This is a genomic window from Agromyces italicus DSM 16388 (assembly GCF_000421545.1).
In the GTDB taxonomy this organism is placed as follows: Bacteria; Actinomycetota; Actinomycetes; order Actinomycetales; family Microbacteriaceae; genus Agromyces; species Agromyces italicus.
In genome coordinates, this window is sequence record NZ_ATXF01000008.1 from 212,422 (window position 1) to 231,483 (window position 19,062).

9 protein-coding genes are annotated in these 19,062 nt (G+C 64.9%); 8 read left to right on the forward strand and 1 reads right to left on the reverse strand.

The window, feature by feature from the left end:
- The first annotated feature begins 63 nt into the window (after window positions 1-63).
- The 4 genes from H516_RS0113545 to H516_RS0113560 all read left to right on the forward strand — a co-directional run bounded on the left by H516_RS0113545 (window position 64) and on the right by H516_RS0113560 (window position 4,346).
- Window positions 64-333, forward strand: coding sequence for a hypothetical protein (locus tag H516_RS0113545; RefSeq protein WP_022890252.1), 270 nt, complete (start codon window positions 64-66; stop codon window positions 331-333).
- A gap of 7 nt (window positions 334-340) precedes the next feature.
- The gene (locus H516_RS20155; protein ID WP_022890253.1) at window positions 341-1,627 is read left to right on the forward strand and encodes a hypothetical protein; all 1,287 of its coding nucleotides are present in this window, start codon (window positions 341-343) and stop codon (window positions 1,625-1,627) included.
- A 480-nt stretch (window positions 1,628-2,107) separates the two neighbouring features.
- The gene (locus tag H516_RS0113555; RefSeq protein ID WP_245561821.1) at window positions 2,108-2,848 is read left to right on the forward strand and encodes a hypothetical protein; all 741 of its coding nucleotides are present in this window, start codon (window positions 2,108-2,110) and stop codon (window positions 2,846-2,848) included.
- A gap of 205 nt (window positions 2,849-3,053) precedes the next feature.
- Window positions 3,054-4,346 carry a hypothetical protein gene (locus H516_RS0113560; RefSeq protein WP_022890255.1) on the forward strand — a complete coding sequence of 431 codons (1,293 nt, stop codon included), beginning with the start codon at window positions 3,054-3,056 and terminating at the stop codon, window positions 4,344-4,346.
- Window positions 4,347-4,382: 36 nt separating this feature from the next.
- On the opposite strand, the gene H516_RS22225 is transcribed toward H516_RS0113560, so the two are convergent.
- Complete coding sequence (locus H516_RS22225) at window positions 4,383-4,694, reverse strand: hypothetical protein (protein WP_157432259.1); 312 nt, start codon at window positions 4,692-4,694, stop codon at window positions 4,383-4,385.
- Window positions 4,695-4,938: 244 nt separating this feature from the next.
- Between H516_RS22225 and pglW the strand changes: the two genes are divergently transcribed.
- From pglW to pglZ, 4 genes are read left to right on the forward strand one after another with little or no spacing between them, the layout of a single operon-like run.
- On the forward strand, window positions 4,939-9,075 hold the full coding sequence (gene pglW, locus H516_RS0113570) for a BREX system serine/threonine kinase PglW (protein ID WP_245561833.1): 4,137 nt from the start codon (window positions 4,939-4,941) through the stop codon (window positions 9,073-9,075).
- Window positions 9,072-12,659, forward strand: coding sequence for a BREX-2 system adenine-specific DNA-methyltransferase PglX (pglX, locus tag H516_RS0113575; protein ID WP_022890258.1), 3,588 nt, complete (start codon window positions 9,072-9,074; stop codon window positions 12,657-12,659). Before pglW ends, pglX begins: the two co-directional genes overlap by 4 nt.
- Window positions 12,660-16,385, forward strand: a complete 3,726-nt coding sequence (locus H516_RS0113580; RefSeq protein ID WP_022890259.1) for a BREX-2 system ATPase PglY family protein — start codon at window positions 12,660-12,662, stop codon at window positions 16,383-16,385.
- 2 nt (window positions 16,386-16,387) lie between these two features.
- A complete protein-coding gene (gene pglZ / locus H516_RS0113585; protein ID WP_033197181.1) occupies window positions 16,388-19,060 on the forward strand; it encodes a BREX-2 system phosphatase PglZ in 2,673 nt (890 codons plus the stop codon).
- The last annotated feature ends 2 nt before the right edge of the window (window positions 19,061-19,062 follow it).

The window sequence follows — 19,062 nt, forward strand, 5'->3', positions numbered from 1 at the left end:
CGCGCACCTCTGTGTCACGGCAAGGTGGGCGTGTACCTCGACCGCTGCCAGGAGGGCTCAACGATGACGATCTCGCAGGAACAGTTTGACGACGTACTGGGTCGTACCGCGCTCGCTGCGCTCTTCTACCTCCCGGAGGTCACCGTTGAAGATGGTCACTACCGCATTCACGAGGACGTCGCTCACTGCCTTGAGCCGGTTGCAGAACTCGATTCGCACGCGATCCAGCACCTGCGGGAAGTGATCGCACGAACGATCGCCGACCCGACGGCACACCGCTCCGAACTTCTGGCGCTGGTCTTCGAGCTGGCACCGCCACCGACGACCGAGTAGCTCGATCGTGGACGAGTCCCTCGCCGAAACGGTCGCGCCAGAGAGCGGCGACGCAGACGCAGCCGAGCGGGCTCGCACGCTCAAGCGCGAGCAGAACCGCCGCTACAGAGCGAAGCATCCCGAGCAACTCGCTGACAGTCGGCGACGGTGGGTCGAAGCCAACCGCGAACACGTTCGAGAGCTCAACCGGCGCTGGCGCGAAGACCACCTCGAGCATGCGCGTGAGCTCAATCGGGAATCGATGCGACGCGCCGCAGCCCGCAAGCGTCGGAGAGACGAGCAGACGCGAAAGACCCGCGAGCGCGTTCGGGCCTGGCGGGCGCAGCACCCGGATCGTGTGAGGGAATATCGCGTTCGATGGGTTGCCGCTAACCGGGACAAGATGCGCGAGTACTCGAAGCGGTACTACGAGGCGCACCGTGACGAAATCAATGCGCGGGCGACCGCGCGACGCGACGCCGATCCCGATCGTCACCGCGACCAGCGCAAGGAATGGGCCTCACGCAACAAAGATCACCTGGCAGAGCTTCAGCGGATGCGTCGAGCCGACCCCGCGGTCTACCAGGCGGAACTCGAGGCAACCGCTGCGGCGAAGCGCCTCAAGCGACGCCTCGCGCGTGCAGGGCTACCGCCGAAGCAGTTGCACCGAACGACCGCGAGTGAGCGTCGTGCGAACGAACGCGGCGCCGAAGCGTTCTTCGCCGATCCAGCGTTGGGGGAGCGGAGCCGGCAGGCGGCAGCGTTCACGGATGCGCTCACCAAGCAGATGACGCGACACGGTGCGTCCATGCGTCAGTCTGCGGTTGCCTACGTCGCCGCTCGTGAGCGAATGGGGCTCCCGCCGGTTCAAGTCGATGACGCGATGTGGGCCCAGGCAGTCGACGTGGTCATCGAGCGAAGCCGTCATATCGACCGGCTTACGAGCCGGGACGTGGCAGGTGCCGTGCGCGCATCGAAGGCGGCGCTACAACAGAAGACGCGCGAGCAGCAGCACGAGCAATTGGTGCGGGCCGTTGTTGCGCACGTCGTTCGCAATCGACCGCGTCTCGAGGCTGAAGCAGAACTCGAGAACCGCGCCCGGGCTGTGCGAGGAAGGGGCTGGCTCGAAGTGGCCTATTTGGTGGTTCAGCTCGCCCTGGAGGAAGTGGTCGATCGGCTGCCGGACGGCGGGCCAAGTGAGGTCGATCTGCGGCGCGCGACGCGCACGGCGAGATACCTGACGAGAATGGGCTCGCCGCTGGCCCTGCGGCCGCACCAACGCACGCACGGCGTCGCCCGCCTCGACAGGAGCTGAGACCTATCTACGCCGGGCCAATTCGAGGGCGGTACGAGTCCACTTTGATCGTGCGGACTTCGTGTCTGATGTGAGGTGAAATGCGCCACATGCGGTGCAGGGGTGGATGCCGACGACGACTCGCTTACGCGCGTGAGTCGCCATCGACTCGTGCACTGCGATGAGTGCGCGACCAGCTGAGTAGAGTGACGGGTACGGGACTTTTGAGCATGCTGACACTGCGGCTCCATGTCGTAATAACAGGAACGACCGCAGGTAACAGCGCATACTTGGTCGCGATACTTTCGTGCCGCGGCCTCAACGTGCCCCAAGTCGTAACTCGCAACCCGTCCGGTTTCCCGCGGGCCTCGTGCGAGCAATCTATGTGCCCTGATGCTACAGGCCTCGGCCGCTGCATACTGGCTGCTCGCGAACTCGCGTCGTGCTGCTTCGAAGCCTGGGGTGCTCACGCGCGTCAGCGCTGTCTCCTATCGTTCAAGTGTGACCTCTACAGAGCAGCTCGTCGCAGACCTTCGCGCCGCAGCAGATCATCTTGATGCCTTGGCTCGCCCCTTGACCTACGACGAGTTCCTCAGCGAGATCTCCAAGTCGATCGCGACGTCGAGCGAAGTGCATTGGATGGCCGACAAGCAGCTCGTTGGTATCTTCCGCGCACGCGAGGTTGCCGAGCCCTCCCATCTCACTGACCAAATGCGGGAATGGATCGCGAGCTACTCGCGCTGGACGCTCGATGGTTTGCGGAAGGTCGGCTTCGAAGGCTTCGTTCCTTTCGCGGAGCTTCCGTCAGCGGACGTTCCGATCGACGGCGGGGTCTATGTTGTCGTGCGTCATAGACCAGACCGCCTGCCGCAGTTTCGTGCGGTGAGCCCCGCGGGTTGGTTCCAGCGACGGGACCCTTCTGTGCCGGTTGAGAAGCTTCAGCAGAAGTGGGTCGAAAGCGCCGCGGTCGTCTACGTCGGCGTTGCCACGCCGGGGGAGCGCGGCAGGCGGGGCCTTGCAAAGCGGCTTGATGAGTTCCGCAGGCACGGCATGGGTGAACCAGTAGCGCATTGGGGCGGTCGTTACATCTGGTGCCTTGAAGACAGCGACAAATTGCTGGTCGCATGGCGCGTCGAGCACAACGACCCTGGCGCGGTGGAAGCGCAGCTGACGCGCGAATTCACGCAGCAGTTCGGCAAGCTCCCGTTTGCCAACCTCAAGCAGGAACGCCGCCGCGCGTAGGGAAGATGCGAGCATCCCTCGCGTCACCGCGGATCGTGGTTGTCTGCTGTCTCTCGCCGCACCGTAATAGGGAGGGTATGATCGGGCGGCCCCGCACCTTCCCGGCTACGGCGCCAACACATGCCTGGCGATCGCGCGGCCCGCTCCATGGCATACGAGCTCGCGGCACCAATAGCTCTCGGCACCTGACTAGGCTCCTGGACAAATGAACTTTGAGATCTTCCTCATCGCGGTGCCTGCCATCGCGCTGCTCGTCATCGGCTTGCTCGTGTGGCGAGTCCTCCGGCGCAGGTCGTCAATCGGTAGAGGCGCATCACGTGGTGGGGTCGTTGAGGTTCGGCACGAATTCCCGGCGCAGGGCCTGCTGGTCTCTGACGAGGTTCTTCGTGCCGCAGGCTCAAGCTCAGTGGCAATCTGGCAGGCGCTAGAAGACGCCGCGACTCCGATTGCCATCGAGTATCTCCCGATCACCGACGCCGAAATCACGAAGTACCACACGCTCCCCGTGAACGCGACGGCACAGCAGTCGCTGACTGAGGTCGTGAAGCTGCTCAATCCAAAGAACCCCACGCTCTTTCGCGTCCTTCTTCCAAAGGGGGAAAAGCTGATTGAGGCGGCTGGTCAGGCCGGTCTCTATCGCGGATGGGCTCATAACGGCGCCCACATCTCAGCGCAGGCGTTGCTCAAGCCGGTGGCTGTCGGTGGAGCGATCGCGGCAGGGTGGCCGGTCTTCGCGGTGGCCGGCGCTGTGATGGTTGTTGACATGGTGGCGCAGCGAGAACAGCGCACCCATCAGCGCAAGCTGGAGATGATCTTGGGCCGCCAGGAGGAGCGTTACTACATGGGTCGCATCGCGGCTCAGAAGACCGCCGACAAACAACTCTCGCGCACGATCAACCTCATGCTCGACGGCCGGGACCCGCACATGGAGCTCGCGCTTAAGGGCTCGTTGGACGAGTTTCACTCTGCACAGGAGTTCCTTCAGAAGTATCGCGGGGTGATCGAAAAGCTCACGGATGCTGCGGGCATGGTCGACTACCGCGTGCTGGATGAGACGCTCGGCGGCAAAACGAAGGATGTCGACTACTTCATCCGAGAATTGCATCTGGCGAGGGCGGCTATCGCGATCCGACGGAAGGCCCTGATCGCTGACGCTGCGGCCGTCGCTCTTGCCGACCCTGCGAATCCCTACGCGGCCTTGCGCAGACAGTTCGAGCAGGAGGCACGCGAGCTCGAGGCGGCCGAGGGTGCTGCCGAGGAATTGACCGAGCGACTGCAGAGCATCGAACTCAAGGGGCGATGGCAGGACCGAATCACCGGTCGCGTATACAAGGACAAGTCGGTCGCGGCGCGGCAGGCCCGGCTACGTGCGCAGGTCACACCAGCCCCCGTAGAGGGTGAAACAGAGCTTCTCTACACCGTCAACTCATCCGGCGAGCTTCTGCAGCTTGTTCCGCTCGACGAGGATGATGTGCCGAGCAGCTCGCCTGCCGAGTAGGCCGGCAACGACCAGTCGTCGTTCTTGCCGTCGGGCTCAAAGCCGATCTATCCAAGTATCTTCATCGCGGTCGGCCCACGAGTCACCCGTATTTGCGCGGCCGGCGTTCTGCACTCGCCCCTTGAGCGTATAGATGAGCGACCGAGCGGCATCTTCGGTGAGGTCGGTGACCCGGCTGAGTCGGATTCCGGTGAGTTCCTCGACGAGCGCGAACTGCTCGCGGGCGGTCGTCAGGCCGAGCAGTCCGAACGCATCTCGGATCTGGAGCCGCTGACCATCTGATAGCGGACTGGGTCCCGGGTCGCTGGGGGCAGAGGGGTCTGGAGCGTCGTCGAATAGCGAGAGCATCCGTTGATTCTCACGCAAGCTCCAAGAATTTGGGCCTTGTGCCCCGAACGTGGGGCAAGTTCGCACGCGTGCCCCGCGGCGATGTCGCCGGAATCTGGAACAATGCTGAAGACGCCCACCTTCCTACGAACAGCGGTTGGCGACTCGTGCCAAGGATCCGAATGAATGTAGACATTGCGCTGGGTTTCACTTGTGTGCCTGCGGAGACCCGCCGATGAAGGCCGGCTCACCGAACTGGATCGTGATGGGCAAGGCCGCGCAGAACCTTGAGGCAATCGCGCTCAACGATCTCCGCGATCTGCTGCCCGATGACGGCATCACGACGGCGTGGGTGAATCTGACGTTCGTGGCGAACAGCGGAGGCTTTAACGAAGTCGATGTTTTGCTGCTCACGAAGGCAGGGCTCTTCGTGGTCGAGCTCAAGGGATGGCACGGGCAACTGCTGATCAAGCAGAACCGCTGGTACCAGAACGGCCACGACATGGGCAATCCACCGGTCGCGGCAGACAGCAAGGCGAAGAAGCTCTCGGGCCTGCTGTCCTCGGTCGCGCAGAAGCACGGCTCGAACAAGAACGTGGTGCCCTGGCTCGGGTCACTCATGGTGTTGCACGGGCGCGACTCGAAGGTCGGCGTCGAGCAGAACGTGCACGGCATCACGACGCTCGACGGCTACAACATCAAGCTGGCGGGGCCTGGCGAGGCGTTCTCGAAGTTCCTCATGGGCCCCGCTTCTCACCAGATGGATGTCGTCGACCAGGCCCGCGCAGCGAAGATCCGCAAGATCATCGAGCAGGCCGATCTCAAGCCGACTCCCAAGACCCGCAAGGTAGGTGACTACAACCTCGATGCGGCCGATCCGCTCGGCGAAGACGAGGAGTGGGTCGACTTGTTGGCAACCCACCCGACGACGAAGTCGCGTCGACGCATTCGCGTGTTCAAGATCCCGCGCGGAACGTCGAAGGAGGCGTTCGCCGACATCCAACGGCACGCCGTGCGGGAGTTCCGCCTGACCGACGGTATCTCTCATAAGGGCATCACGCATCCGATCGAGTACGTCGATTCGAGCGTTGGGCCGGCGCTCGTGTTCGAGTACGACGAGCGCGAAGTATCGCTTGGCGACTACCTCGACGAGCACGCGGCTTCGTTGTCGATCGAGGAGCGCGTGACGCTCGTGCGAAAGATCGCCGAGGTCATGAAGGCAGCACACTCGCGTCGGGTGATGCACCGGGCGCTGTCACCGCTCCGGGTCACGGTGCGCGCTTCGAAGAAGGGCGTGTCGGTCGCCGTGCGCGATTGGTTCGCGGGTCAGAAGGCGGCTGACGGCACGACGCTCTCGCGCACCATGCTGGGCACGACTGACATTCCCGATGCGATCGCCGAGGCGCAGTGGGGTTATCTAGCGCCCGAGGTCGTGCAGTACCTCGGCGAACCGTCGCCGATCGCGCTCGACGTGTACGGGCTCGGCGCACTCGCGTACCGCATCTTCACCGATCGCGATCCATCTGAGAACTCGAACGATCTGCACGCGCTGTACCAGTCGGCGGAGTCGCTCGACCCGCTCGCGGTGCAGCCTGAGCTGCCCGAGGTGTTCGCGAAGGTCGTGCGTGATGCGACGTCGTTCGAAGAGCCGATGCGAACCATCGATGTCGGCACGCTTCTCGTCGAGTTGGAGAGCGCGACCGAGGAGTACCTGGCTCGCGGCGAGAAGATCAAGGTCGAGATCGACCCACTGGATGCCTCGCCTGGCGAGATCATCGGCGACCGGTTCGAGATCACGGCCAGGCGCGGTGCAGGTACGACCGGCGTCGCGCTTCTGGTAGATGATTACGACACAGCGAAGACCGGCGTCATCCTGAAACTCGCTCGCGACGATGAGGCGGCGGCGCGTCTTGCGCTCGAGGCCGAGGTGCTCGCGGGCGTGGAACACCCTCGAGTGGTGCGGTTGCTCGATGGGCCGCTCCAGGTCGGCGGACGAAGCGCGCTGGTGCTGAGCGATGCGGGCGCTGAGACACTCGCGACGCGGCTGCAAACCGAGGGCCGTTCGACGATCGAACAACTCGAGAGCTACGGCCGTGACCTGCTCGAGGCGGTTCGATACCTCGATAGCAAGGGGGTTTTCCACCGGGACATCAAGCCAGCGAATCTCGCTGTCGCTCCTGACCCAGGCACTCGCAAGCCGCGCCTCACCCTGTTCGACCTGTCGCTCGCGCGGGAACCACTGACGCACACGAAGTCGGGTTCGCGGCCGTACCTCGATCCGTACCTCGATCTCGCGGGCCGCCGTCAGTACGACCGCGCGGCAGAGCTGTTCTCGGTCGCGGCCACGCTGTTCGAGATGGCGGCGAGTGTGCCGCCGTTCTGGCCGGGTGGCAACGCACCAGAGCAGCCGAGTGAAGCGCCGATCGTGCAGCCGTCGCAATTCGAGGAGTCGCACGCGGCTCCACTTGCGGAGTTCTTCGCTCGGGCGCTTGCTCCCGAGTCGAAGGCCCGGTTCGCGACGCTCGACGAGTTCGAGGCTGCTTGGCTGGGCTTGTTCGCCGAGTCGAAGCCGGAGAACGTGGATGCCTCGACGACCGAGTTGCTCGACGCGCAAGCCGCCGCGGCGACCCTCGACACTCCACTGGCAGATGCGGGCCTGAGTGTGCGGGCCCGGTCGGGCCTCGGTCGCCTCCGTGTGTCGACCGTCGGCGAACTGCTTGGCGTGCCGCCGATGCAGATCAATCAGATCCGTGGACTCGGCGAGCTGCACCGCAAAGAGGTGCAGCGGCGGGTTCGCGAGTGGCGTGCGCGGCTGAAACAAGAGGCGGAGTTGACGACCGCGTCGACGGCGGGTCGGCTGTCGATCGAGCGCCACCGGTCGACGCTCATTCCCCGGATGACCGCCGAGAACTCGAAGCAGGTCACGGTGCTGCGGCTGCTGCTCGGCGAAGACCAGATGCCGGGCGACGCACCCTGGCCATCGTTCACGTCGATCGCCGATCAGCTCGGCCTGCAGGTAGCTGCGGTGTCGCGACTCGTTTCAGAGTCGGTCGCTCGCTGGCGCAAAGAGGGCAAGCTCCGCGAGGTTGTCGACGATGTCGCGAATAGCGTCAATGACTTCGGCCTCGTCGCGACCCACGATGAGGTCGCCGACCAGTTGTTGCAGCGTTACGGGTCAGCCAGACTCGGCGAGGAGCGGCGTCGGCACGCGCGCGGTCTCGTGCGCGCCGTAATTGAGCTGGATGCCACGGCGGAGACGCCGCGCATTGATAAGCGTCGCCCGCGCGACGACCGGGCCCCTGTGCTGTTCGCCACGATCGCCGCCGAGAGCGCTGGCGCGGGAGAGCCGGGCGTCAGCTCCGAACAGATGCTGGCCATGGGACGCGCGCTCGGCGACGAGATCGACAAGGTGCTGCTGAGTCGCGACGTCGCACCGTCGGCGCTCGTGCGCGATCGATTGCGCCGGCTCGTGCCGGTGGGCGTCGACCTTTCCGATGGTCGGTTGCTCGACTTCGCGGTGGCCGCCTCGACGACGGGTGCGAAGTCGTCGCTCGACGAGGTGTATTGTCGTGACCTTTCGCCGGCGCGCGCGATCGAGGTCGCCCTCGGCGGGGTAGCAGTGCGCGAACTCACGCCCGACAGCATCGAGCGACGGGTGAAGGGGCGCTTCCGCCTGGTCACGGCGATTCCGCCGCACCCGGCGCTCGACGCGATCGTTCAGACGACGCATCCCCACCTCGAGTGGAACCTCGACCGCTATCTCGTGAAAGATGGCTCGACGTACGGAGCTTCGACTCGGTCGACAACGCTGCAAGGGTCGCTGCCCAACGACACGCTCGCGCGCACCCTGGCAGAGTCAGTGCGGCACCGCAGCGCGCTGGTGCTGACGACGACGTGGGGGAGCTACGACGATTCCGCGACGACGCTGGCTGCGCGGTTCGGAGTCGAGATCGTCGATCTCGCGGCACTCGCGGTCGAGCACCTGCACGCGACTGCGGCGTCAGTCGGCGCCGATTGGTCGGTTGTCGTCGATGCTGACAAGCCGGATGCCAGCACCATCGACCAGCGCAACCTGCAGGCGCTTGCGAAGCAGGCCATGAGCAGCGCCTGGGCCAAGCTCAACGATCGCGATACCGCCCTGCTCTTCACGAACGCGGCAGTATTTGCACATCTCGGGCTGGTCGATCTCATCGCCCGTACCATCGACCTCTCCACGGAGCGCGCGGGCGCCCGCTGGTTCCTGCTGCCGAAGCATGGCTCTGCCGCGGTCCCCGACCTTGACGGCACGCCGATGCCGATCGGCGCTGGTAAGTGGATCGAGCTCCCAACGACCTTGGCAGCCGTGCTGCCCGTCCCCAGCTCCATCGGCGCTCCGGCGCAGAACTCGAAGGTGAACCTGTGATCGACTCCGCGAAGCTCCTCACCGCCCTCAAGGAGCAGGTGAAGGTACTCGAGGCAGACCTGCGCACCCGGGCAGAGGACGAGACGACCAAGTGGGCCGCGAGCCTGCGCACGGAGTTCAGCCGAGCGACGGCCAGAGAGCGCACCGGCATGTCGTGGATCGACTGGCGAGACGGCCAGGTCGCGCAGGCCGCAGTGGCGTGGATCATCGCATCGGTGTTCATCCGCTTCAGCGAAGACAACGGGTTGCTCGACGGCCTCGTGGCCGACGGTACGAGGGCCGCGCTACCGTGGTTCGCCGGCCCTGGCGACGGCACCGAGAGGGCGGTCGAGAACCAGTCGGCGTTCTACACGGCGAATCCGACGGCGGCGGGGCCAGACTGGCTGCGGTACGCGTTCCGGGCGCTCGCAGCGCTGCCGGCCGGTCGAGCGCTCGTCGACCCTGACCACTCGATGGTGTGGTCGGCGCCGATCTCGGGTGAGGCGGCCGATGGGTTGTTGCAGTTCTGGCGGGCGAGTGAGACGAGCGGCCAGATCGTGCACGACTTCACGGATGCGAGCCTCGACACCCGCTTCCTCGGAGACCTCTACCAGGACCTCTCGGAGTTCGCGAAGAAGCAGTATGCACTGCTGCAAACGCCGGTCTTTGTCGAGGAGTTCATCCTCGACAGGACGCTCACGCCCGCGATCGAAGAATTCGGGCTCGAGGGGCTGAAGCTCATCGATCCGACGTGCGGTTCGGGCCATTTCCTGCTTGGCGCCTTCGCCCGACTCAACACAGCGTGGGCGAATGAAGCCCCCGCAATGGATGCTCGGGCCCGCGTGAAGGTCGCCCTCGCGAGTGTGCACGGGATCGACCTCAACCCATTTGCCATCGCGATCGCGCGATTCCGGCTGACGGTCGCCGCGTTGCAGGCCGCCGGTGACCGCACACTCGTCGGCGCCCCTGACTACGACCTCAAACTCGCCATCGGCGACTCCTTACTCGCCTCGCAAGCATCGAGCGTTAAGCTCGACATCGCGGATGACGAGGGTGCTTACGAGTATGCGAACGAGGATGTCGCGGCGTACCACGGTATTCTCTCGAAGAACCAGTACCACGTGGTCGTGGGCAACCCGCCGTACATCACTGTGAAAGACCCAGTGCTCAACAAGCTGTACCGGCAGCTTTATAAGACGTGCTCGGGTCCGTATGCACTATCGGTGCCCTTCATGGAGCTGTTCTTTGAGCTTGCAATCGCCGTGAATGAGTTTGTTGGCGCTGGCTATGTTGGTCAGATAACCTCGAACTCCTTCATGAAGCGGGAGTTTGGTAAGCGGCTGATTGAGCAGTTGCTTTGTGGGAAGGACCCAGCGAATCCTGTCGATCTTCAATTGATATTTGATTCCGCGGGGGCCTGGATTCCGGGACACAACTTCGATGGCACCCCTACGGTCATCTTGGTCGGTCGACGAAGGCGGCCGACTGAAGAATTCGTGCGAGTCGTTCAGAGCGTTCAGGAAGACCCGGGCAAGCCTGAGGAATCAGCCGTCAGCCCATATTGGGCCGAAGCGATCGCGCACGTCGACTCACCTGAGTATGACGGCGCGCAGGTCTCGATTGTTGATGCGCCCCGCGACCGGTTTGCTAGGCACCCATGGTCCCTAGCGGGTGGCGGCGCAGATGATGTGCTAGCCGCACTTGAATCAAGTCCGCGGAGACTGTCGAGCTTCCATCCTGTGATCGGTCGAACGACACACACGGGACTCGACGAAGCATTCCATCGACCCCTGGGACTAAGCGCTCGGCACGGACTGTCCCAGACTGCTCCAATCGTTTCGGGTGACGGGGTGCGAGAGTTCACGGTCAAGAACGTCACCGAGGCACCTTTCCCCTACAACGATGAGGGACTTCCGACGGACCCAGCGGATCAGTTGATTCGAACGATGTGGCCGCAGCGGACGCCACTGCGCCGGCGCGTTGATTTTGGAAAAAGTCCTGAACAGCGCGGCCTTCGCTGGTTTGATCACAGCATGTTCTTTCCTGAAAGACACCGACAGCGATTGGGAATCGCATACGCTGAGGTCGCCTCGCACAATCATTTCGTCCTAGACCGCAGTGGCCGACTGTTCGATCAAACCGCACCAGTAGTGAAGCTGCCTGCGGGGTCGAGCGAAGGAGACTATGTTGCACTTCTGGGAGTCCTGAATAGTTCGGTCGTTTGCTTCTGGCTGAAGCAGGTGACTCAGAAGAAGGGCGGCGACGCGGACACCTCTTGGCTGCGTACCTATCAGTTCAACTCGACGAACCTTGCTCGCCTTCCCTTGCCCAAAACTCTGCCGGCACGGAGAAGCGCCACGATCGATTCACTCGCGCGTCGAGTTGCCTCGACCGATCTACGTGAAATTCTCAGGCATACTGTCTCTTCCGATTCATCGGTAGAGTCTGCCGTCGAGGCTGCGCAATCAGAGCGGCGTGTTGCAAGAGATCGTTTGGTATTCGAGCAAGAGGAACTCGACTGGGAGGCCTATCGCCTTTACGGGCTGATCAACGAGGACCTCACTTACGCAGGCGAGCTCGATCGAATAACCCTTGGTCAGCGTGCCTTTGAGATTGCGCTTGCCCGACACGTTGCAGCCGGACGAGAACCAGCGGAGTGGTTCTTGAAGCACGGTTCAAGTCCGATCGTGGATGTCCCCAGGGAGTGGCCCGCGGACTATCGCGCACTCGTGGTTCGCCGACTTCACGAGATTGAGTCCAATCCGAGCGTCAGATTGTTGGAGCGACCGGATTACAAGCGACGCTGGGAGCGCTCGTCTTGGGACGACGAGCGAACGGATTCTTTGCGCGACGTGATGCTTGATCGCCTCGAAGCGCCTGAGTTGTGGGCCGATGCGAATGGGCGTCCAGTCGCGCGTTCGGTGAACGAGCTTGCAGAGCTCGTGCGGACGGACAAATGGTTCGTGGAGCTGGCGCAACTCGCGACGGGGTCGAAAGACGTCGATTTCCGCAAGGTCGTGGACGCGCTGCTGAGTGACGAGTCGGTGCCATATCTCGCGTCGCTGCGGTACAAGCCGTCGGGGCTCGAGAAGTTCCGAGCGTGGGAACGCACATGGGAACTGCAGCGCGCCGAAGACCGTGGCGAGCAAGTCGCCGTGCCGGTGCCGCCGAAGTACGGGCAGGCTGACTTCCGAAAGCCTTTGTACTGGAAGGCGCGCGGCAAGCTTGACGTACCTAAGGAGCGCTTCATTTCCTACCCCGGCACGAATCGTCCGAACGACGCGAGCCCGCTCTACGGCTGGGCCGGCTGGAATCACGCCGACCGTGCGCAGGCCCTCGCGCGCCTTCCGATGGAGCTCATCGCGGCTGGCGCCACCAGCGACGAGGTCCTGCCCCTCGTCGGCGGGCTCCTCGAATTGCAGCCTTGGCTCGAGCAATGGCACGGCGAAGTCGACCCGGCGATCGGCGTTAGCCCCGCCGCCGCGATCAGCGGCCTTACCGACCAGTTGCTCACGCAGACGAAGCTCTCCCGTGACACCGTAGCCGCCTGGCAGCCGCCCGCCGCAACTCGTGGCCGGGCCGCCACTTTGAAAGGCACCAAGTAGATGACCGCCCTGCCGCTTACGACTCCGCTCCGCGACCTGATCTCGATCCCCGCGCGGGCGAACGCCGCCGACTTCGTGCTGCGTCTCGACGAGGGTGTCGCCCGCGCCGACCGCACCCTGCGCGACTACGTCGTCACTGAGTCCATCGCCGAATCCTTCGATGAGGCGCTGTCGATGGTCGAGCAGGCGGTCACCAACCGCATCTCAGTGGGCTCCTACATCCACGGCTCGTTCGGTGCCGGTAAGTCGCACTTCATGGCGGTGCTGCACCTGTTACTTACCAAGCACCTGCCCGCCCGCGAGGTCAACGGCATGGCGCCCGTCGTCAGCAAGCACCTCGAAGTGCTCGAGAGGAACTTCCTCGCCGTCGACTACCACCTCATCGGCGCGAAGAACCTCGAATCGGCGCTCTTCGCCGGATACCTCGCGACAGTCACCGCGAAGCACCCTGAAGCCCCGCTGCCGTTCCTGCACGCGAGCGACCAACTCCTCGAAGACGCCCGGACCCACCGCGACCTTCTCGGCGATGAGAAGTTCTTCGCCACGATCTCGCCGAACACCGGCGGCGGATGGGGCTCGCTCGCGACCGGCTGGGATGCAGCCTCCTTCGATACGGCCCTTGCCCAAGCGCCCGGCGAAGCGGACCGTGATCGCCTCGTCAGCGACCTCACCGCGACGCTCTTCACCGGGTACTCGTCCGCGGGCGAATGGGTCGACATCACCTCCGGCCTCCGCACGATGAGCAATCACGCGCACGCGCTCGGCTACGACGGCATCGTGCTGTTCCTCGACGAACTCGTACTCTGGCTCGGGCAGCACCTCTCCGACCAGGCCTTCATCCAAAGCGAAGCATCCAAGGTCGCCAAGCTCGTTGAAACCGGCTCCGGCAGCCTGCCCGTGCCGTTCATCTCATTCGTCGCCCGCCAGCGGGAACTCGCCCAGTTCCTCGGCAACAGCGCGCTCGGCGTCGAACGCGTGTCACAGCAGCAGACGCTCCAGTACTGGGACGACCGTTTCGAGAAGATCGTGCTTCGCGCCGCTGATCTGCCCAAGATCGTCAAGCAGCGCTTGCTGCAACCCGTGAGTGCCGATGCGGCCGAGACCTTGCAGGCCTCACTCGCCCGAGTTCGCGCCGACAGCACCGTGTGGAACAGCCTGCTCGCCGACGAAGCATCCTCGGGCGAAGCAGAGTTTGCGAGCGTCTTCCCATTCTCGCCGGCGCTCGTCGACGCGATGGTCGCCCTGTCGAACATCATGCAGCGCGAACGCACCGCGCTGACGCTGATGACCGAACTGCTGATCGACGGCAACGACGAACTGACCGCCGGTGACGTCATCCCCGTCGGCGACCTCTACGACTACATCGCGCTTGGAACCTCGAAACCGCTCGACGACAACGTGCGCGCCGGATTCGAAATCTCCGCTCGCTTCTACACCGACAAACTGCGGCCCTTCCTCCTCAACAAGCATGGGCTCACCGAAGCAACCGCGAAAGGGCTCGCGCGAAACCACCCGTTCCGCACCGAAGACCGACTCGCGAAAACCTTGCTCATCGCCGCCCTCGCGCCCGGTGCCGCGTCGCTCAAGAACCTCACCGCATCGAAGCTGCACGCCCTCAACTACGGATCGATCAACGCCTTCGTGCCCGGCACGGAGACCTCGCAGGCCCTCACGCTCGTGCGCAAATGGGCTGAAGAATTTGGCGAGATCCACGTCGCCGAAGGTGCCGTCGACCCGCTCGTTTCGGTGCAACTCTCCGGAGTCGACTACGACTCGATCCTCAGCCGAGTCGCCGGCGAAGACACCCCGCCCGCGCGACGCTCACTCATCCGCACGCTCGTGCTCGACGGGCTCGGGCTTGGCAACACGACGGGCATGCTCGGCCAGGGCATCCCCTTTCCGCACGTCTGGCGCGGACAGAAGCGCGTTGCGTCGATCTGGTTCGGAAATCTCCACAGCGGTGCGAACGACTTCAAGGACTACGACTTCGAAACTGGCGAGGGCGAATGGAAGGTCTTCATCGACTTCCCCTACGCGGCCGACGGACAGTCCGGGCCGCGCGACGACCTCGCTCGCATTTCCGGCCTGCGCGAACAAGGCATCACGGCCGACACCATCACGTGGCTACCGAACTTCCTCACCGCCACGCGCTTGAACGACCTCGGTCGGCTCGTCGTGCTCGAATACCTGCTCGCCGAGAACCGATTCGAGGCGAACGCCGACCATCTGCCCGCCACCGACCGACCGGCCGCCCGCCAAGCACTCGAAAACAACCGAGCCAACCTGCGCGAGTCATTCGGGAAGGCGATCCTCCGCGCGTACGGCGTTGCTGCGCCCGACGCCAGCGACGTCGACGACGAGCTGCTGCCGAGCGAAATCTTCACGACCCTCGTTTCGGGCCTGACCATTCAGGCACCCGTCACCGGCACGCTTTCAGGCGGACTCACCGGGGCGCTCGAACAGGCCTGGAAGAACGCGTATCCGGGGCATCCCGACCTCGGACATGGAGAAGTGAAGCGCAAAGAACTCGAGGACGCCCTGGCGCTCGTCACCCGCGCCGTCGAACACTCTGGCCGCGCCGAAGGCATCACGTCGGTCGACAAGCGTCTCGCCAGTTCGGTCGCCGTGCCGCTCGGTCTCGGCTCGCTCAATGAGAACGTCTTCACCTCGCAGCTCACGCAGTTCGGCTGGCGCGACGACTTCACCAAATGGGAAGCCGAGCTCGCGGGCAACGTCACGGCGGGGGCGTTACGCGCGCGCCTTGCGGACCGTGGCATGTCGCGTGATCTCGAAGACGCAGTCATCCTCGCGTGGTCGATCATCGCTGACCGGGAGTGGGTACGCGGTATTGCTTCTGTTGCCCGCCCCGGCGTAGGGACGCTTACGGATGACCTCGTGCTGCGCACTGCGAATCTGCCTGATGAAGATGCGTGGGTGCGGGTGAACGCGGTCATCTCGGTCGTGCTCGGCGTGCCTGCCGAGACCTACCGCAGCTCGGGCGCGGTTCGCCGGCTCGGCGGTGCGATTCACCGCTCTGCAGCGGAGCGGGTTGCCGACGCGGTTGGCCTTGTCGAACGACTTGAAGCGCACGCTGCACCACTTGGGCTCGACACTGACGCGCTGACCGGACGACTCGCGACCTCCCGGTGCGCCGCCGAGCTGCTCGGAGCTCTCTCGAAGGAGCGCGACCCGCTGCTCGCGATCACCGTTCTCGCCGACACAACGCTAGTCGATTCAGCGGCGGCAGTCGGGAAGTCGATTGCGACCTCGGCCTCCGTTTCGCGAGCGCTCGTCGGCGCCGCGTGGGACATCATTGCGAAGGCGGCGACGCTCGGGCGGCCCGAAGTCGATCAGACGCTGACGACACTGCGCGCAGCCGCGGTCGCGAATGAATCCGCGGTGCCGCTGGTGGCTCGACTGACGGAAGCGGCCGAGATTTCGAAGCAGGCGCTCCTGGCGACGACTCCCGCGCCTACCGCTCAGCCCGCGCATGTTCCAGCGCCGAGGCCGTCGCTGGCGGACACGAGCTCGCCGAACCCATCGCCTGTATACGTAGACGCCGACAACTTCCTCGCTGAGCCAGGTCTGCCCGGCAACGCGAACGGGCACGTCAGCACGTCGGGGGATCAGCTCGAACCAGCGATCGCCGAGCTGCGCGACGCAATTGCGACCGCACTCGACGGTGACAACGCCAAGCAGGTGCGAATCACGTGGCAGGTGGAGTGAACATGGCGAGCGGAGAATCGTGGGCCCCGACGCTTGACACGCCCACGCTGTGGGGGCGCGTCGCGCAATGGCGGAGCGACCCGAAGCGCCGCACCGAAGTGCTGCTGCTTCGCGCCGCCTCGACGTGGACCGGTGGCGAGACGATCACCGTCGGCAGCGAGATCGTTCGTGTCGTTGTAGGTAACTCGCAGCTCGCGGTGCTGGACGCCTACCACGAGCACGCGGCCGAGCCGATCGTCGTCCTCACCGCCCTTGATGACCAGCAGCTCGGCAGTGCGGTGCGGTTGCGCGCCGAGCGTCACTCCGTGCAATCGGTCGATGCTTGGGAGCTCGTTCCAGGCCTGTTCAAGGTCGGCAACCCGAACGTCGACAAGAGCGTGCGTGACCTCGGAGCGTGGTTGCCGCAGATGCTGCTCTCCCACCAACGCGCAGCAGGCTGGCCAGTTGCCACCAGTGGCACGCTCAGCGGGGATCATGTCGTCCGTGCGATTCTCGCCGACCTCACGGGCCTCGACGGCGTGGACGAGGTCGACCTCATCGCGCTCCTCGACCACCTGGATGAACCGCAGACCAGTGCTCGTCTGCTCGACTACCGACCCGAGGAGCTCACGGGCATCATCGCCGGAGCCCAGAAGCATCTGGGCGGGAGCGCCGCGCTCGCACTCCACGCGAAACGGCGGGCGACCACGTACTCGACGCTTGCCGTCGCCCTCGTCACCGACCTGCTGTGGAACGAGCACGCAGACGCCCCTGAAACGGCAAAGGTCCGGCTCGAGGAACGATTCTTCGCGACCAAGGTCGTGGGTGCCGAGGCGAAGCTGCTTGGCGAGGCGGCGCACTCCGTCATCCTTCGCCTCGAAGCCGCCGGCGACACACGTTTCGGCGATGTGCTGCGGCAAGCGGAGGCGATTCTCACCGACCTCGGCTGGGCCGAGGGTGCAACGGGCTCGGCACTGCTGCCGGCGGGGCTCGAAGCCCGCTACAAGGCCTTCGCCTCCGCAGTGGACGCCAGTGCAGAGGCGGTAGGGTCGGTCGGGTCGGACCATTCGGTCGAAGCTGTCGATCGCGCACTTGCCGAAGTACGGGCGCACGACCTCGCCGCGCGCGACGTCGACGAACTGCTCGGCGTCGAGATGGCGGCGAGGCTCGTGCGTTGGCTCGCGCGCCCCGCCGCGGCCGCCCCGGGTTCGTTCGACCACGCCGCCGCTGCATATTGGCACGGATCGGCCTGGGCTGATCGGGCGCGCAGCGTGACGTGGAACGGGTCCAGTCGACCTGCACTCGCGAGTGCCTACGCCGCACTCGCCGAGCGTGTGACCGCGCGACGCGACGCGGAGGACGCCGGGGCTGCGGCCATGCTCGGCGGGGACACGCCGACCAGTGTCATCCCAATCGAAGCGCTGCTGGAGCGCGTCGTGGCGCCGCTCGCAAGCGCCGGTGTGTTGCTCATCGTGCTCGACGGCATGAGCGCAGCTGTCGCCGCTGAACTCGCTGACGAGACTCGACGGCTGCGGTGGGTCGAAGTGCTTCCTGAGGAACAGACGCAGCGACTCACCGCGCTCGCGACGCTGCCGAGCGTCACCCGCTACTCACGCTCGTCGCTCTTCGCCGGGCGTCTCACCGACGGAAACCAAGGTACCGAGAAGCCCGCATTCAAGAAGCAGACAGGGGGTCCGCTCTTCCACAAGGACGAGCTTCGCTCGCCAGCAGGTCAACTGCTGCCTGCCGAAGTCGAATCTGCGATCGCCGACTCTGCGAACAAGGTGGTCGGCGTTGTGCTCAACACCATCGATGACGCCCTCGCCAAAGCCGACCCCGATGCCACCCGATGGACGCTCGCCCAGATCGCGAACCTGCCCGCGCTGCTCACGCTCGCGGCGGCTGCCGGTCGCACCGTCGTGCTCACCTCTGATCACGGGCACGTCATCGAGCGCGGTGGCGAGTACCGGGCCGAGGGGAGCGGCGGCGCACGCTGGCGCGCGCCCGACGCACCCGCGACGCCTGATGAGGTATTCGTCTCCGGTCCGCGCGTGCTCGCCCCGGGGGGTTCGGCTGTGGTTGCTCGCAACGAGGGTCTTCGCTACGCACCCAAGTCCGCCGGCTATCACGGTGGTGCGAGCCTTGCCGAATTGACCGTCCCCATCGTCGTGCTGCGCCCCGCGGGGGTCGCCGCGCCGAACGGTTGGCAGGATGCTCCGCCACAGGCACCGGAGTGGTGGTACGACGGCGGCCTCGTCGAGGCATCCACGCCGGTTGCTCCTGTTGGGCCGAAGAAGCGAGTATCGAAGGCAAAATCGGCGCCGACGAATGAGGTCGCGATGTTCGATATCCCTGTCGTCGGGGGCGATGAGGGCGTCGCAGCGACCGTCTCGCTCAGTGCCGCGTTGCTCGCCTCCGAGCTGTACGCAGCACAACGCGACCGACTGAAGCGTCGATCGCTCGACGACGCGACGGTTGCACTCATCCTCGACACCGCCGACGAGCGAGGAGGCAGGGTGCCCGCAGAAATGCTCGCTACCTTACTCCGCGTTTCTGCTGCGGCACTCGAGCAGATCCTTGCAGTGCTGCGCCGCCTGCTCAATGTCGACGGCTTCGACGTTGTCGCCATTGACACCGACGGCACGACCGTGCTCGTCGACCGCCAGCTGTTGCGCGAGCAGTTCGGTCTGCGTTAGGA